The sequence below is a fragment of the Bifidobacterium callitrichos DSM 23973 genome (assembly GCF_000741175.1).
Taxonomy (GTDB): domain Bacteria; phylum Actinomycetota; class Actinomycetes; order Actinomycetales; family Bifidobacteriaceae; genus Bifidobacterium; species Bifidobacterium callitrichos.
This window is the reverse complement of record NZ_JGYS01000029.1, coordinates 1-16,527: the sequence shown is the minus strand read 5'-3', so window position 1 is coordinate 16,527 and position 16,527 is coordinate 1. Positions and strand designations below refer to the sequence as shown.

12 protein-coding genes and 1 pseudogene are annotated in these 16,527 nt (G+C 67.2%); 9 read left to right on the top strand and 4 right to left on the bottom strand.

The window, feature by feature from the left end:
- Window positions 1–303, top strand: a pseudogene (locus BCAL_RS11730) (hypothetical protein); the annotation flags it as partial.
- An 83-nt stretch (window positions 304–386) separates the two neighbouring features.
- Here BCAL_RS11730 and BCAL_RS11725 read toward each other — a convergent pair.
- Window positions 387–1,706: an alpha-amylase family protein gene (locus tag BCAL_RS11725; protein ID WP_052118999.1), complete on the bottom strand. Its 1,320-nt coding sequence runs from the start codon at window positions 1,704–1,706 to the stop codon at window positions 387–389.
- A gap of 289 nt (window positions 1,707–1,995) precedes the next feature.
- On the opposite strand from BCAL_RS11725, the gene BCAL_RS13430 reads away from it, so the two are divergent.
- Genes BCAL_RS13430 through BCAL_RS11710 form a run of 3 tightly spaced genes read left to right on the top strand, consistent with a single transcriptional unit; the run spans window position 1,996 to window position 7,717 of the window.
- Window positions 1,996–3,891 (top strand): DUF6020 family protein, encoded by a 1,896-nt coding sequence (locus tag BCAL_RS13430; RefSeq protein WP_162178556.1) that lies wholly within the window; start codon window positions 1,996–1,998, stop codon window positions 3,889–3,891.
- Complete coding sequence (locus BCAL_RS11715) at window positions 3,888–5,480, top strand: MATE family efflux transporter (RefSeq protein ID WP_043164178.1); 1,593 nt, start codon at window positions 3,888–3,890, stop codon at window positions 5,478–5,480. The genes BCAL_RS13430 and BCAL_RS11715 overlap by 4 nt, the downstream gene beginning before the upstream one ends.
- Window positions 5,477–7,717, top strand: coding sequence for a hypothetical protein (locus BCAL_RS11710; RefSeq protein ID WP_043164176.1), 2,241 nt, complete (start codon window positions 5,477–5,479; stop codon window positions 7,715–7,717). The genes BCAL_RS11715 and BCAL_RS11710 overlap by 4 nt, the downstream gene beginning before the upstream one ends.
- 107 nt (window positions 7,718–7,824) lie before the next feature.
- Here BCAL_RS11710 and BCAL_RS11705 read toward each other — a convergent pair whose 3' ends face one another.
- On the bottom strand, window positions 7,825–8,478 hold the full coding sequence (locus tag BCAL_RS11705) for a response regulator transcription factor (protein WP_043164175.1): 654 nt from the start codon (window positions 8,476–8,478) through the stop codon (window positions 7,825–7,827).
- Window positions 8,475–9,791, bottom strand: coding sequence for a sensor histidine kinase (locus BCAL_RS11700; protein WP_052118975.1), 1,317 nt, complete (start codon window positions 9,789–9,791; stop codon window positions 8,475–8,477). The genes BCAL_RS11705 and BCAL_RS11700 overlap by 4 nt, the downstream gene beginning before the upstream one ends.
- 261 nt (window positions 9,792–10,052) lie before the next feature.
- On the opposite strand from BCAL_RS11700, the gene BCAL_RS11695 reads away from it, so the two are divergent.
- From BCAL_RS11695 to BCAL_RS11685, 4 genes are read left to right on the top strand one after another with little or no spacing between them, the layout of a single operon-like run.
- A complete protein-coding gene (locus tag BCAL_RS11695; protein ID WP_043164173.1) occupies window positions 10,053–11,048 on the top strand; it encodes an ABC transporter ATP-binding protein in 996 nt (331 codons plus the stop codon).
- Between the two features lie 41 nt (window positions 11,049–11,089).
- Entirely contained in the window at window positions 11,090–12,313 is a 1,224-nt protein-coding gene (locus BCAL_RS11690; protein ID WP_043164171.1) for an ABC transporter permease, read from the top strand.
- Window positions 12,300–12,539 carry a hypothetical protein gene (locus BCAL_RS13850; RefSeq protein WP_238549706.1) on the top strand — a complete coding sequence of 80 codons (240 nt, stop codon included), beginning with the start codon at window positions 12,300–12,302 and terminating at the stop codon, window positions 12,537–12,539. Before BCAL_RS11690 ends, BCAL_RS13850 begins: the two co-directional genes overlap by 14 nt.
- Complete coding sequence (locus tag BCAL_RS11685; RefSeq protein WP_238549704.1) at window positions 12,458–13,810, top strand: ABC transporter permease; 1,353 nt, start codon at window positions 12,458–12,460, stop codon at window positions 13,808–13,810. The genes BCAL_RS13850 and BCAL_RS11685 overlap by 82 nt, the downstream gene beginning before the upstream one ends.
- A gap of 4 nt (window positions 13,811–13,814) precedes the next feature.
- Here the strand turns inward: BCAL_RS11685 and BCAL_RS11680 are convergent, their stop codons facing one another.
- Window positions 13,815–15,302, bottom strand: coding sequence for an ATP-binding protein (locus BCAL_RS11680; RefSeq protein ID WP_043164166.1), 1,488 nt, complete (start codon window positions 15,300–15,302; stop codon window positions 13,815–13,817).
- A 140-nt stretch (window positions 15,303–15,442) separates the two neighbouring features.
- Here BCAL_RS11680 and BCAL_RS11675 point away from each other — a divergent pair.
- The coding region (locus BCAL_RS11675; protein ID WP_043260149.1) for a DUF1846 domain-containing protein at window positions 15,443–16,527 on the top strand (1,085 nt) is incomplete at its 3' end.

The following is a 16,527-nucleotide window of genomic DNA, read 5'->3' as shown; positions in this document are numbered from 1 at the left end:
CGCGGCCGGAACGCCGGCGTCGCGACCGCGTCCGGGGCGACGCACGTCGCGCCGACTTCCCGTCGGGGGAACGACGCGGCCCCGGGCCGCCGTTCGCACGGCTCGAAGCCGCGTTCCGGATCCGCCTCCAACGCCAACGGCGGCAAGCGCATCCACCGCCACGACGAGAACCGCATCGTCACCGATGAGCGTTCCGAGGCGGTCAAGCGTCACGAACGCCGCATGGAGGCGCGCTACGGCGCGAAGCGCGAGACGGCCGGCAGACGTTCGGCAGGGCGTCGTCGCGGCCGTCAGTACCGGTAGACGGCATCGGTCCTACGACCGATGCTCTCCCCCGGTCAACTGCGTTGACGGCCCCCTCGTCAGAGGGGGCCGAGGGATGCGGTTCAGTACCGGTAGAGGACGGTGCCGGATGCGTCCTGGATCTCGAAGGACGGCTTCGACTCGATGTCCAGCTCGACGGTGAGCCGGTCGGAGCCGTCCGCGGCGATCGAACGGTAGACGAATCGTTTGTTCTCCAGCAGCACCTTCTCGGTGCGCGCGTCCAGCAGCCATGGGTTGCGCCTGCGCAGGGCGATCAGCGCCTGATGCAGGCGGTAGACGGGCTCGCCGAGCCTCGACAGCTCGTCGGGGGAGTCGGGGAACTTCGGGCGGATGTCGTCATCGCCGCCGAGCACCTCGCGCTTGACGCCCACATACCCCTGTTCGTCGCCGTAGTAGACGCTCGGCACGCCGCCGACCGTCATCAGCACCGCGAGGGCGAGCGCCGCCTTGTCGGCGCCGATCTGCGAGGCGATGCGCGTCACGTCGTGGTTGCCGATGAACGTCTGCGGCGTGAACGCGTCGAGGAAGGCGTTGTGGCGTGTGAGGTTCCAGTCGAGTTCGAAGAAGTTGTCGGTCTCGAGCGCATGCTGGATCGACTTCCACAGCTCGTACTGCGTGACGGCGTCCATCGTCGAGTGCTCCACGATCGCCGGATAGTCGCCGTGGATGACCTCGCCGAAGATCCACGTATACGGATGCGCCCGCCTGACGCGCGGCAGCACCTTCGCCCAGAAGCCGGTCGGCACCGCGTACGCGGCGTCGAGACGCCATCCCGAGGCGCCCCGGTCGAGCCAGTGGTCCATCACTCGGGTGACGTAGTCGACGGTGGCGGGACTGTCGTGATCGAGGTCGACCAGCCTGTCGTGGCCCTCGAACACGTCGAGGATGGGGGCACCGTCGGCGTCGAGCCTCGCCCGGACCAGTCCGCGCCACGGTTCGTCGTCGGGGGAGAGCCTGCCGGCGGCCTCGTCGATCGCCGCACGAACGGCCGGATGGTTGCGCGAGACGTGGTTGAACACGCCGTCGAGGACGATGGACAGGCCCATGTCGCGGCAGGCCCCGGCCAGGGCGTCGAACGCGCGGTCGCCGCCGAGACGCACGTCGACGTGCATATGGTCGAGCGTGTCGTAGCCGTGCGTGTCGGATTCGAAGATCGGTCCCAGCAGCAGGCCGGAGACGCCCATGTCGCGCGCGTAGCCGAGCCAGGGGATCAGCGCGTCGAGTCCGCGTCCATGGAATTCGCGCGGGCCCTGGGGGCGGATGTCGCATCCGCAGAAGCCCAGCGGATAGACGTGCCAGAAGATCCCGTGACGCACCCAGTCGGGCAGCGGTCCGGTCCGCTTGGATCCCGTCCGTGCGCCTGTCGCGTCGGTCGTACGCATTGCATCGATCATGCCGTCATGGGTCATGGCGGGTACCTCCATTCAAGAATCCCGTTTCAGGAACATCGCGAACACTGAATATTGACACCATGTCTATTTTCTCATACCGCCGGGATCGGCGTGCGAAGAAGCGCACCGGTTGTCCGTCCGATCGCCCGTATCAGCAGTCCGTGAGGGAAACGCCCGCGGACATGCCCGTCGAGCGTTACCGCAATGACACCTCTCGGTGAACAATAAACCAATTGGCCATCCGGGGGAGAACACGTCCCCTATCGTCGTAATCATGATTGTGGGCAGGTTCAGATCGCCGTCGGCGGTACAGGCGGCGATCTGCCTCGTATGCGGCGCGATCGTGACGGCCGCGGACAACGCCGCCACCTTGGCGACCGTAGGCCCGTTCGACCTGAGCTTCGCCGGCAGGACCATCCTTGTCGCGCTCGTCCTGCTCGTCGTATTCCTGCTCGGCGAGGCGCTGACGACACCTCCGGACCCCGACGCCCCCCGCACCGTGCAGCGTCGCGACGGTGGTCGCGACGGCCGACCCGCGAACCTCGCCGCCGCGCTCCGCCACGCCGCGTCCGCCGTCGCCGAGCGCTACCATGCGCTGCCGCCCGTATGGCGTCTCGTCGTCCCGGCTCTTCTCATGCTCCTGTGCTGGAGCCCGATCATCGTTATGATGCACCCGGGCACCATCTGGTACGACACCGGCGACCAGATCGCCCAATGGTACGGCATCGAGGCATACGGGCAGCCCGCGGGATCGATCTCCTCGCACCACCCCGTCCTCGACACCATCGTCTTCGGATCCCTCGCCCGGCTCGGCGACGCGCTCGCCGGCGACTATCAGGCAGGCATCGCCGCATACATCCTCGCGCAGTGCGTGATCATGGCGCTGGAGCTGACGGGCGTATGCCGATACGTGGCGCGCGTCGGCCGCCCGGGGGCGGGACGTGCCGCGGGGATCGCGCTCTTCGCGTTCTTCGCGCTGTTCCCCGCGTTCCCGATCTTCATGATGTCGATCGTCAAGGACTCCTTGCATCTGCTGGCGTTCGTGCCGTGGCTCGTGATGGTCGCCGAGACCGCGCGCACCCGTCTGACGGCGTTGCGCTCGCCACGTTTCGCGATCGGATTCGTCGCGTTGTCGATCCTCACGGCCCTGACCACGATGACCGGCCTGTACGTGACGGTCCTCACCCTGTGCTGCCTGCCGCTGACTCGGATCGGGAGCGCCGCGCGACGGCATGACGGTCCGGCGCGCGCGGACCGGCTTCGCGCCGTCTCCTGCGCGGCCGTGACGGCCATCATCGCCATGATCGTGTTCCCCGCGGCCGTGCGCGGGCCGCTGCATGTGGTGCGTGAGGACCAGAACCAGCTGCTGGTCGTGCCGATGCAGATGACCGCACGGTACGCGCTCGACCACCCCGATGACGTGACCGACGCCGAACGCGCCGCCATCGACCGGGTTAACCACGTGCCGTTCGAGGACATGGCCTCGCGCTACAACCCGTATCTGGCCGATCCGATCATCCAGTACTCGCTGCGCGACCCCACGGGCGTCGGCGACTATCTCAGGGCATGGGCCTCGATGGGTCTGCGGCATCCGGATTCCTACATACAGGCGTTCGCCGCCCTGGAATCGGGATGGTTCGCGTTGAGACGCACGCCGCTGAACGTCACCGACCGGGGGATCGGCCTCGACGAGCTCGCGCAGGCCGCCCCCCGGGCGACGGCCAACCGCATCTGGTTCCAGATCGCCAACGCGATCAGCCCGCCGTTCTCCCGCATGCCCGCGTACCGGTCGAATCCGGACGGGCAGGCGCGCGCCTACGCGCTGTGGGGGTTCTGGCAGTCGACCCCCGTGCTGAACGTGCTCACGCTCACCGCGCTGTGGACGTTCATCATGCCCATGTTCCTGCTGTTCCGTCTGGCGCGGCCGCGGACGAGCAAGGGATCGAGAGCGCCGGGAACGCGCACCGCGCTACCGGCCGTCTACGCGGCGCCCCTGGTCTGGTCGCTGCTCTCCCTGCTGCCCAACGCCATCTCCGTCCCGCTCAAGCCCACGGCGAGCCGATACATGCTGTGGGCGCTCGTCGTCATCCCGTTCACGCTCGCCCTGTGCGCATGCGCACCGAACACGCCGAACGCATCGCATCGAAAGCAAGAGAAAGAAGGAAACGCCCGATGAATCGCGGACTCATCCTGAACCTCATCAGCAACCTCGCGTTCTTCATCAGCGGCTACGCGATCCACTTCTTCCTCGGCGGATTCGCCTCGCCCGCCGCCTACGGAGTGGTCGGCACGGTGATCACCGTGCTCGACATCGAATACCTGTTCGTGTCCAACGGCGCACGCCAGTCCCTGTCGCGCACTCTGTCGGCGGGACGGTACGATCCGCGCGACCTGATCGTCAAGACCCTGACCGTGCAGATGGGCATCGTGGCCGTGTTCGTGCTCATCGACGTGGCCGGCGCCCCCGTGTTCGGACGCGTGCTGGGCGACCGCTCCCTCGACCTGTACATGCGTCTGGCCGCCTTCCTCGTGCCGGCCAACGGACTGTACGTGGTGATGCTCGGCATCAACGACGGCCTGAAGCGCTTCGGCCACAGCGCGCTCCTGTCCACGCTGTATCCGCTGATCAAGCTCGGCACGATCCCGCTGATCATGTTCGTGTTCCCCGACCGGCCGGTCATTGGCGTCGAGGTCGGCTACTGCGCGTCGATGGTCATCGTCATCGCGCTCGGCACGCTCATGCTCGCCCCATACCTGATCGCCTCGCACAGACGCGAACGCGTCACGGCCAGGGCAGATGCCGATGACACGGCGTCACCGGCCGACCGGGGTCCGTTCCGCCTCCCGCGCATCGGCTGGCGCGAGGCCGCCCACGGCACGCTGGCGTTCTCCCTGTTCTTCATCATGGCGTCCCTCGTCCTGAGCGCCGACACGCTCGTCGTCAAGGCCATCCTGCCGGACGGCATGGCCGGCTTCTACACGGGTGCGATGAACTTCGGCAAGACCACCTACTACCTGCTGCAGGCGTTCGCCGTGATCATCCTGCCCGTCGTCGCCGGGCTCATCGGCGAGCAACGCCGCGACGAGGCGTTGGACAAGGCGCGTGACCTGGTGCTGCTCGCCGTCGTGTTCATCCTGCCGATGGCCGTGTCGATCTCCGCGACCGCCGCGGACCTGCTGTCGTCGTTCTACTCGCGCCAGTTCGCCGTGGCGGCGCCCGCCCTGGCCTGCCTCGCCCTGTCGAGCTTCTTCATGGGCGCCACCGTCGTGCTCAACATGGTGTTGAACGCCGAACGGGACACGCGCTTCTCCGACGTGCTCTCCGTGGTGTCGCTGCCGGTCGTGGTCATAGCGTTCGTCGTCGCCGCGCGTCTCGGCGGTATCACCGCGGTCGCGGCCGTGAGCATGGGCTCCACGTTCCTGACGATGACCGTCTCCTATCTGGAGGTGCGGCGCCGGTTCGGCGACGTCATGTCGCCGACCGCGTGGCGCGCCGTCGGCGTCAACGTGGTCCTGTGGATCGTCATGGCGGCGCTCGGCGCGGTACTGCCCGACCGCAACTTCATCGTGCTCGTCTTCGTGTACATGCTCGAATACGCCGCCTACCTGACGCTGCTCGTCGCCATGGGCATCCTCGATCTGAAGCGGATCAGGCAGTTCGCCGCGGGCCTCGGCCATGCGCGCGGCGAGGACGGCGTGCGCACCGTCCCGAACGTGCCGAACGTGCCGTCGTCGGCGGCGGGAGTCGACGGAGCCGCCCGATGAAGGCGTCCGCTACGACATCCTCCGCTACGGGGCCGTCCGCGACCCCGCGCGTCCCGACGGCCGGAGCCACCAGCGCGCATCCCGCGTGCAGACACTTCGCGCGCAGACACCGGGCGGCGGTCATCGCGGCCCTCATCGTCGTCATCCTCGAACTGTTCGTCTTCAACCTGCCGTTCTGGCAGACGCTCGGGGCGCATCCCGTCGAGGCGCATGACGACGGCGTCGGTACCGGACTCGTGGTCGAGGAGGGAGGCATCGCCGTCGTCACCGACCCCGATCAGGCGTGGCGAGACATTTCCTCCGACCAGTGGATCGAATACCTGTACATGGGGCATGCGAACTCCGAGCACCCCCATCAGGGCGATCCCGTACGCTGGCGGATCTCCACGGCGAAGGACACCGACGGCGGCTGGTACGACGCCAACGCCGACGTCGGCTACTCGCCCTCGTCCGAGGCGTCACGCTATTCGAGGGTCGGCGGACGGGCCACCCGCGTGCGCATCCGCTACCAGATGGACAAGGGGGCGGTCATCCCGTACAACCCCATCACCGTCAACCCCCGGGTGCCGATGCGGTTCGAACCGCTGCGACTGGCGGTCGAGATCGTCATCGCCGCACTCATCGTGCTGTTCCGGCCCTCATCGCGCCTCTACCGCACGCCCTTCGGCCGCGGCCGCGCCTGCGTCATACCGCTCGCCGTATGCGGTGCGCTCACCTGCCTGACGCCGCTCGCCCTGTTCGCGATGGCGGCGCCCCAGGAGAGCCCCGACCCGGTCTACTGGGACTTCTACGCCACGTATCAGGCGACCGACCAGTACCAGCGGCTCGCCGACGCGATCCTCAACGGCCGTCCGTGGCTCGACTATCCGGTCAACGACGCGTTCGCCGACATGGCCAACCCGTATGACACGCGATCGCGCACACTGCTCGCCCTGAACCATCCGCAGACGCCCATCTACTTCGACGTCGCCTTCCACGACGGCAGATACTACAGCTACTTCGGCGTCCTGCCGGCGCTGCTCCTGTTCGCCCCGTTCAAGGCCGTCACCGGCATGCGCCTGCCCACCAACGCGGGCGTCGCCGTCAGCGCCCTGCTCGCATCCGTCGCATGCGCGCTGCTCGTCATCCAGATCGCCCGTCTGATCGCGCGCCGACGCCCCGTCTCGCTCGGCGCCGTGATGCTCGGCATGGTCATGATCATGCTCGGCAACGGCATCGCCATGCTCATCCAGCTGGGGCTCTTTTACCAGATCCCGCAGGAGATGGCGGTGGCCTGCGCGGCCGGGGGCATCTGCCTGTGGATTGAGGCGAGACTGCGCGGCCTCGACCTGCGATTCCTCGCAGGCGGTTCGCTGCTCATGGCCCTGACCATCGCCTGCCGTCCGCAGGTGATCCTCGCATCCCTGATCGCCATACCCCTGTTCGCCGACGACATCGTGCGACTGTGGAAGGGCGGGCTCACGGACCGACATGGTCTTGCACGCGAGGCGGCGACGTGGGCGTGCGCCATCGTGCCGTACCTGCTCGTGTTCGCCCCGCAGTTCGCGTACAACATGGTCCGGTTCGGCTCGCCGACGAACTTCGGCGCCACCTACAATCTCACCGGATACGACATGACGCACTTCCACGCGCCGCTCACCCAGTATCCGGCGTTCGTCTTCCACTACCTGCTCCAGCCGCCGAACCTGACCGCGCACTTCCCATTCGTCGGCTGGGATGCGATCCCGCTGACCACGTGGCGGTCCGAACACCCGCACTTCGGCGGATGGTTCATGACCGACGCGCCGTTCGCCCTGATCCTGTTCGCCGTCGCCCTGTGGCGGCCGCTCGCCAGACGGGTCAGAGCCACGGGGCTCATCGCCGGAGCGCTGACGAGCGCCCTGCTCTCCTTCCTCATCAACGCGCGCATCACCGGCGTCGACTACCGGTACGAGATCGACTTCGCATGGATGATCATGATCGCGGTGATCGTGACGGTCTACGCGCTCGACGCCGAGCTCAACGCCGTCGGGGATGGCGGCATCACCGCGCACGTCGCCGCGGACGCCGCACCGGAACCGAATGCGGAGGGGAGCGTCTTCGACGCTCATGACACGCTGCGGCGACTCGTGTTCGGCGGGTTCGCGATCGCGGTGGCGCTCGCGTTCCTGTTCCTGTTCCTCAAGCAGTTCGCCGACGGCATGAACATGCCCGTGCGCATTCGCTGGGACGTCGCCTCCTGGTTCCTCTTCATGTAAACAGGCCCCCTCTGACAGGGGCTGGCGGCGAAGCCGACTGGGGGAGAGAAGCAGAGTGGCCCGAATGGGCCACGGGGAGTCCGGTATCGACCAAAGGCCGATACCGTTTACCGGTGTGCGTTGATCCACAGGATCGCCAGCTGGGTGCGGTTGGACAGGCCCAGCTTGTCGAGCAGGGCGCTCACCCGGTTGCGCACGGTGCCCTCGCTCAGATACAGCCGATGCGCGATGTCCCGGTTGTCGAGTCCCTCGGCCACCAGCGCGGCGATCTCGCGCTCGCGCTCGGTAAGATCGTCGATCGGCCCGTCCAACGCGGGGGAGACGCCGACCGATGCGCCGGATGAGGCGGCCGCATCGGTGAGCTTGCCGAGCACGTCCGAGCCCATCACCACCTGTCCGGCCATCACCGACTGGATCGCCGGCCCCACCGCGGCCACGTCCTGCTTGATGAGATACCCTCTGGCGCCGAGCGCCATGGCCTGCGCGATGTACGTGCGGTCGGCGAACGTCGTCAGGAACAGGATGCGTGCCGCCGGATCGCGCGCCAGAATCGCACGTGATGCGTCCAGACCGTCCATGCCGGGCATCTGGATGTCGATGAGCAGCACGTCCGGCCGACTGGAGGGCGCGTCGAAGTACCGGTCTACGGCGGTCTGGCCGTCGTTCGCCGTCCACAGCACCTCCGCCGCGCCGGTGGCGGTGAGAATGGTCTGCAGCGACTGGCAGACGATCGGATCATCGTCCACGATCGCAACGCTCACGATGCGCTCCCTTCCCTGTGATTGCCGATATGCGTGGCCCATCGCGACTTCGGCAGGGACACGAACACGCGCCACCCGTTGCCGTACGGTCCGCACAGGGCCGTGCCTCCCAGAGCCCGGGCCCGCGATTCGATGTCCGCGATCCCCATGCCACGGCCCTGCTCGCCGGTGGATCTCCCGCCGTCCGAAGCATCCGACGCGTTCGACGCCGGTCCGGGATCCTGAACGACCAGCTGCCACAGGGCCGGCATGTCACGCAACGTGACCTGCACCTCGTGCGCGGCGCTGTGATGCACCACGTTGGACAGCGCCTCGCGGATCACCGTCGCGAAGCAGCGCGACACCGGCGCCGGCGCATCGGTGACGTCGTTCGTCAGCGAGACCTTAAGATCGGGGCGGACCCCGTCGAACGAGCGAGCGGCGGACTCGATCTGCGCGGCGAAATCCGTGCCGTCATCCTCCAGATCATGCACGGAGCGGCGCACCATCGTCATCGCGTCATCCAACGTCGTCGACAGCGCACCGAACCCCTGCGTCGCCACGGCGTCGCCGGTCGCCTCGGCCACCGCGCGCGACGCCTGCGCCTGCATGATCGCGCGGGTGAGCAGATGCCCGACGTTATCGTGGATCTCGCGGGCGATGCGCGTGCGTTCGCCGAGCGTGGCCATGCGCACCGACTGCGCGCGCTCCTCGGCCACATCCGCCATCCTGATGCGCACGGCGCGGGAGCGTTCGCGCGCGTCGTCCCGCAGCCGTCGCGCCTCGCCGCGCAGCAAGGAGACGACACGCGACTCGAACCCCAGCGCGCACCCCACGCACGAGACGATGACGAGCAGTCCGACGAAGACCGGTGCGGACAGACCGGTCAGGCCAGCCGGATCGACCGGGCCGGACGATTCCGCGCCGGCCTGACCCGGACCGCCGGCCGCGACGAGGGACGCGATCAGGGGGATCATCGGCAGCAGCCACAGCCACCGCAGCAGTGGAATCACACGGGATACGATGCCGCCCAGCCAAGCACCGGAATGTGCCTGTCGCACGTCCGACCGCACGTCCGGCAGGGGCATACGCGCCTCGTCGTACGCGACCAACGGCAGGAACACGCGCCAGACCGGCACGACCACGGCGACCGCGACGAACACGCCGGTCGACAGCCAGACGAACCATACGGACGGCCGCCACGCGACGAGACTCGTCACCGACACCGCGGCCAGCAGCGCCACGATCAGCGTCGCATCCACCGGCATGCGCTCGAGTGCGGCCAGCACCACGCCCAACGCGGCCAGCAGCGCCTTCTCGGCCATCGCGCGCATACGCCTCACCCCCGATTCGGCTCGACCGGCGTCCCGTTCCGCTCCGATCACATCGCGGTTCCAGCGTCGGAGCGGGACGCACCCATCACCATCAGACTACCCGCCCCAAGCCGCCCGATCGGGGAGACGCGCGCAGCCGCGGACGGATCGCAACCCGTGACAAATGTCATCGCGCCCCAAGCCGATCGTGACGTTTGCCGGTGGCCCCGACACCCCGCCGAACGGCATGATGGAACCAACCCAGACAGGAAAGGAGCGGACATGACGATCAACCCCACGACCCCGGCGATCACACAGGCCCCGGCACCGACCCAGACGTCGACCCCCGCGGTCAGCGTCTCCAAGCTCGTCAAGCACTACGGCGACATGACGGCGCTCGACTACTTCGACCTCGACGTGCGCCAGGGCGAGATCTTCGGCCTGCTCGGCCCCAACGGCTCCGGCAAGACCACCGCGATCAACTGCATCCTCGCCCTGCTCACCTACGAATCGGGCACCATCCGCGTCTTCGGTGAGCCCATGACCCCCACCAGCTACGCGCTCAAACGCCGCATCGGCCTCGTGCCCCAGAACGTCGCCGTCTTCAACGAACTCACCGTCGAGGAGAACATCGACTACTTCTGCTCCCTGTACGTGCCGAAGAAAGCCGAGCGCGCCCCGCTCGTCGAACAGGCCATCGACTTCGCCGAATTGAAGGAATTCCGCAAATTCCGCCCCGGCAAACTCTCCGGCGGACTCCTGCGCAGACTCAACATCGCCTGCGGCATCGCCCACAGGCCCGACCTCATCATCTTCGACGAACCCACCGTCGCCGTCGACCCGCAAAGCCGCAACGCGATCCTCGAAGGCATCCAACGGCTCAACCGGGACGGCGCCACCGTCATCTACACCAGCCACTACATGGAGGAAGTCGAGGAGATCTGCGACCGCATCCTCATCATGGACCACGGCCGGCACCTCGCCCTCGGCACCGCCGACGAACTCAAGAACATGATCGACACCGGCGAACGCATCACCATCGAAACCCTCGACCTGAACGACGACACCCTCGCCGCCGTGCGCGCGCTCGACTTCGTCATCGACGCCGACTGGAACGGCCGCGAACTCGACGTCACCTGCCGACGCGGCGAGCACAACCTCGTCGACTTGCTCGGCCTCCTGCGCACCGCCGGAACCACCGTCGGCCACCTCACCAGCCGGCCGCCCACCCTGAACGACGTGTTCCTCGAACTGACCGGCACGGCCCTACGCGACTGAAAGCCGAACCGAGGATCGAAAGAATCGAAAGGAGGCAACCCATGTGGACCACATTCGTCACCACCCTCAAGACGAACCTGCACGACAAGGCGTCGATGTTCTGGCTCATCGTCTTCCCGCTCGCGCTCGCAACCCTGTTCAACATGATGTTCGCCGACCTCGGCTCGCAATACGAGCTCAAGGCGGTGCCCCTTGTCACTGTCCATGACACGAACTGGAACAACGCCAAGGGGGCTTCGGCATTCATCGACGCACTGTCGGGCGAAGCCGAGGGCACCACCGGCATCAGCCAGCCGCTGCTCGACACGACTCCCGCCGACTCGGTAGACAAGGCCCGCGACCTCATCGCGAAAGGCGACGCTGACGGATACCTGACCGTCGACCAGCAGGGACACATCACCCTGACCCTCGCCACGGGCACCGTCGCCGGCATGGACGGCTCCAGCGCGTCCGTCTCGGGCAAATCCATCACCATCTCGGCCCTCGACGGCGCCATCAGCCTGTACAACCGCACCGACACGCTCACCCGCAAGTTCATCGCCGACAACCCCTGGGCCGCGACCAGCCGATCCTTCTGGACGTCCCTCGGCGCCACCACCGGCATGACCCGCGAGACCACGCTCACCAACTCCGCCCCCGGCGTCTCCACCCGATACTTCTACGCACTGCTCGCCATGGCATGCCTCATGGCGATGTCCTACTCGATCAGGGCCGTCGTCACCGCGCAGGCGAACCTGTCCGCGCTGGGCATGCGCCGTTCGATCGCGCCACTGAGCCGCACACGGCAGTTCATCGCCGGGTTCCTCGCCAGCTGGCTGTGCGCCTCCGCCTGCCTGCTCGTCGCATTCGCCTACATCCGCTACGTCCTCGGCGTGCCGTTCGGCGGGCGCGAACCCGCCGCCGTCCTCGCCGTCGTTGTCGGTTCGTTCATGGCCTGCGCGTTCGGCACGATGATCGGCGCGATACCGAAACTCTCCTATGGGGTCAAGGTCGGCATGACCAGCGCCATCGCCTGCACCCTGTCGCTGTTCTCCGGCATGTACGGCGCTTTCGCGATGTCCCTGAGCGACTGGATCACCCGCAACCTGCCCGTGCTCGCCCTCATCAACCCCACCCAGCAGGTCGTGAACCTGTTCTACGACATCCTCTACTTCGACAGCTACCGTCCGTTCCTCACCACCTGCGGCGTGCTCCTCGCCATGAGCGCGTTGTTCCTCGCCGCGGGCGCCCTCATGCTCAAGGAGCAACGCTATGAACACCTGTAAGGTCACGCTGCGCGTACTCATCGCACACCGCATCTATATCCTCATCTACCTGATCGGTATCGGCGTCATGATGCTCGCGCTCGGAGGTTCCGAACTGTCCGCGAGCCGTCCGGTCGGCGACACCTTCACGCCCGGCAAAGCGACGTGGCGGTCATCGACAGGGACTCGAACCGCGGGGGAGTGGCCGACTCGATGCGCGCCTACCTCGCCGTCGACAACGAGCTGACCGACCTCGACGACGATCCCGAGACCCTACAGCAGGCGGTCGCCTCGAACTGGGTGGACCTGATCGTCATCATCCCCGACGGGTACGCGGACAGGCTGGTCGCCTCCGCCGCGTCGGAGGGCAAGGCTCCGGCCGTCGAGACCGTCACCAGCTACACGTCCGGGGCGGGGTCGATGGCGTCGATGGACGTCAGCGGCTTCCTGTCCCTGACCCGCACCGCGCTGATCGGCGGCAACGTCACGGTCGACCCCGCGGAGCTGGCCGCACGATTCGGTGGGATGGTCTCGCAGCAGGGGGCGCCCTCCATCGGGACTCCCTCCACCGGAGCGACCGACGGCACGTCGCAAAGCTTCACGTTGAACGACTCCGATCTCGCCAAGCTAGGCGAATCGGGCGGCATCACCCTCGACCAGCTGCCGGAAGGCGCGCTCAAGAACCTCACCATGGACGACCTCAAGTCCGCGACGAAACAGGCCGTCGACACCGTCCACGACAAGAACGCGAACCACGCGATCGCCGTCGACCACAGCGCCGATTCCGCCGCCTCCGATTCGGCATCCGCCGCCGAACGCACACCCGACCGGGCCACGAACGGCTTCGGCGGCCTGATGAAGGTCGTGCTCTACCCGCTGTTCCTCGCCATGACCGTCTGCACCTCCCTCGTGCTGGGCGTGTTCAACGCCGGCGAGACGCGCCGTCGCCTGTACGCCTCGCCACAACGCTCCTCGACGATGGGCATGCAGCGCATGGCCACCCTGTGCGCGTTCGCGCTGGTCGTCGTGGCCGGCTATCTCGCCATCACTCTCGCGATGATGGCCGTGACCGGCGTGGACCCGCGCTCGCTCGCCCCGGCCGGCGTGGCGATGACGATCACATCGACCTGCGTGTACGCGCTGATGACCGTCGCCTGCGGTTTCCTGCTCGGCGAATGCGGGTTCAACGACATCATGGCCAACGGCTTCGCGAACGTGTTCGGATTGGCCATCCTGTTCACCTCCGGCGCCACCTTCCCCCTGGACCTGATGCCCGAGCCGATGGTCGCGATCGGCCGGATGCTGCCCGGATGGTGGTACTGCGCCTCGGTCGACGACGCGCTCGGCATCGGCTCGGCGTCCGCCTCCGGTCCGAACGTGATCGCATGGGGACTGTCGACCGGCATCGTCGCCCTGTTCGCCGTGGCGCTCGTCTGCGTCGGACTCGCCGCCGGCCGCGCCCGACGCCAGCGCCCGGCATCGTTCGCCCCCACAACCACCCAACTAACCGAAAACTGACCGGTCACATGGTCTTGAGCCGGTAGCGCTGGGTCGGGTCGTCCCGGAACCTCACTTGGATGACCCGACCCTCTTTCAGCAGTTCGCGCATGCCGGAGGTCGCAGCCAGCGGCGTCAGCTGCAGTTCGCGCAGGATCTCCTTCAGACTCATCGCCGAATGACGTTCCAGCACGTCGAGGATCGCCTTCGACACGTCGCCGGTCGACCCGCGCTTGGCGGTGCGATGCCGGGTGATCGTCATCGTGAACGTGTTGATCGTGTTGCGCGTGGTCGCCGGTTCGATGCCGGCTTCGCGTAAGGTCGCCGCGATCCGCTGGTAGCCGTCGCCGCCCTCCGGGTTCACGTAGCCGCCGTTCGGATACGGGGTCGACTCGAGCAGCGTGAACAGGAACTGGTTCCTCGTGGAGACGAACGGCACGCCCGTGACCGGATGCGGGTTGGCGAGCACGTCGTGCGTGACCGTGCCGAACAGGCCGCCCGGGTTCGTGATCTCGATGCGGTCCGTGAACACGTTGATCCGCACCTGCGTGCCGCGCGCGTCGGGGGAGTAGTCGCGGTGCGTCAGCGCATTCGCGATCGCCTCGCGCAGGACGAGCGGCGGATAGTCGGGCTTTTTCGCACCGATCCAGCGCATCAACGATTCGACCGCATCATCGATCATCACCGGGATCGACCCGACCACGCTGCCCGAATAGACGAGTCTCTCATCGCCGCGGAACACGTCGTCGCGGTCCGTGCCGGGGAACACGGCGATCGAGATGGACAGGCGCGGATAGAACTTCTGCGGGTAGCGGCCCAGAGCGAGCAGACCGGCCAGCGTCGGGCGCAGGACGCCGCCGACTCCGAGGGTCTCGGCCGCAGAATCGTCGTGACGCAGGATCTCCAGGTCGAGCATCATGTCCGTGTCGGAGCGTCCGGCGAACACGTGCGGATGCTGCTTGCGCACCCGGCTGAGCAGTCCGTCGACCAGCGTCGGATCGAGGTCGTCCGGCGTGGCGCCGGGCACGATGTCCACATCGTAGGTGGGTTGCAGATGCTCCTCGATGAGCCTGTCGACCTCGTAGGAGGTCATGCGCCGGTCGCCGTCGCCGGTGCGGATGTAGGAGCCGGTGTGCGGCCCCAGCGCCGTGATGAAGCACGGCTTGTCGCGCGGCAGCATCTCGTCGACGCGGGCGAACACGAGATTCGTCCCCTCGAACGGGCAGGTGACGATCACCGGGCGGACTACCGGGGTCATCTTCTCGCACGCCTGGCTCAGCGCCTCCTGCATGGATCGCGCGTTGAAGCCCTCGACCGGCGTGAACCCCTCCTTCTCGGACAGGCCGAGGATGATCCAGCCGCCCGAGCCGTTCGAGAACGCGGACAGGGTGTCCGTGATGGTCGAGGAGATCTTGCGCTTGCACTCCTTGACCTCGCACTGCTGCGTATCGTTGCCGATCGCACGCATCAGCTCGATCAGCTCGGTCATCTTCGCGGTGTAGTCATCGACCATGGCGGGGCCTCCTTGCCACCATTGTGCCGCACGGCTGCGCCGTCGCACCCCGTTCCGACCCTCCCGTACGCCCGGTTCATGGAGAATTCATCTATAATTCTTCCGTTCAGTTCGCGCCGTTCGAAAGGTTGCCACAGCACATGCGACAGGGATTCGACAACGACAAGTACATCGAGATGCAGGCCGCGAGGATCCGCGAGCGGATCGACCGCTTCGGCGGCAAGCTCTATCTGGAGTTCGGCGGCAAGCTGTTCGACGACCATCATGCGGCGCGCGTGCTGCCCGGATTCGAGCCGGACGTCAAGTTCCGCATGCTCTCCAGCCTCGTCGACGACGTGGAGATCGTCATCGCGGTCAACGCGAACCACATCGAGAAGGCCAAGACGCGAGGCGATCTCGGCATCACCTACGACGAGGACGTGCTGCGCCTGATCGACGTGTTCCGTTCGCGCGGCTTCCACGTCGGCTCGGTGGTGCTCACCCAGTATGCCGGTCAGCCCGCCGCCGAGGCGTACCGTCGTCGTCTCGCCCAGCTGGGCGTCACCTGCTATCTGCACTATCCGATCGCCGGATATCCGCATGACATCGAACGCATCGTCTCGGACGAGGGATACGGACGCAACGACTACATCGAGACGAGCCGCCCGCTCGTCGTCGTCACCGCTCCGGGGCCGGGCTCCGGCAAGCTCGCCACGTGCCTGTCGCAGCTCTACCACGAGCACCGTCGTGGTGTGGAGGCGGGATACGCGAAGTACGAGACGTTCCCCGTGTGGAACCTGCCGCTCAACCATCCGGTGAACATCGCCTACGAGGCGGCCACCGTCGATCTGGACGACGCGAACATCATCGACCCGTTCCATCTGGAGGCGCACGGCGAGACCACCGTCAACTACAACCGCGACGTCGAGGCGTTCCCGGTGCTCAAGGCCATGATGGAGCGGATCATGGGGGAGAGCCCCTACCAGAGCCCCACCGACATGGGCGTCAACATGGTCGGCTATGCGATCAGCGACGACGAGGCGTGCCGCGAGGCCGCGAATCTCGAGATCGTGCGCCGCTACTTCACCGCGGCCGTTCAGTTCAAGCGCACCGGCGAGGGCGAGGATCAGGTCGAGCGCCTGCGTTCGATCATGAAGAAGGCCGGCGTTGACGAGGATCTCTCCCCGGCGCGTGCGGCGGCGCTCGGCCGCGAGCGGGAGACCGGCGCCCCSGCCGGCGCGATGGT

What these genes read in the sequence shown, in the direction of transcription:
- BCAL_RS11725 (WP_052118999.1), bottom strand. Translation starts at nt 1,706, where the DNA reads ATGCGTACGACCGACGCGACAGGCGCACGGACGGGATCCAAGCGGACC.
- BCAL_RS11715 (WP_043164178.1), top strand. Translation starts at nt 3,888, where the DNA reads ATGAATCGCGGACTCATCCTGAACCTCATCAGCAACCTCGCGTTCTTC.
- BCAL_RS11710 (WP_043164176.1), top strand. Translation starts at nt 5,477, where the DNA reads ATGAAGGCGTCCGCTACGACATCCTCCGCTACGGGGCCGTCCGCGACC.
- BCAL_RS11700 (WP_052118975.1), bottom strand. Translation starts at nt 9,791, where the DNA reads ATGCGCGCGATGGCCGAGAAGGCGCTGCTGGCCGCGTTGGGCGTGGTG.
- BCAL_RS11695 (WP_043164173.1), top strand. Translation starts at nt 10,053, where the DNA reads ATGACGATCAACCCCACGACCCCGGCGATCACACAGGCCCCGGCACCG.
- BCAL_RS11690 (WP_043164171.1), top strand. Translation starts at nt 11,090, where the DNA reads ATGTGGACCACATTCGTCACCACCCTCAAGACGAACCTGCACGACAAG.
- BCAL_RS13850 (WP_238549706.1), top strand. Translation starts at nt 12,300, where the DNA reads ATGAACACCTGTAAGGTCACGCTGCGCGTACTCATCGCACACCGCATC.
- BCAL_RS11680 (WP_043164166.1), bottom strand. Translation starts at nt 15,302, where the DNA reads ATGGTCGATGACTACACCGCGAAGATGACCGAGCTGATCGAGCTGATG.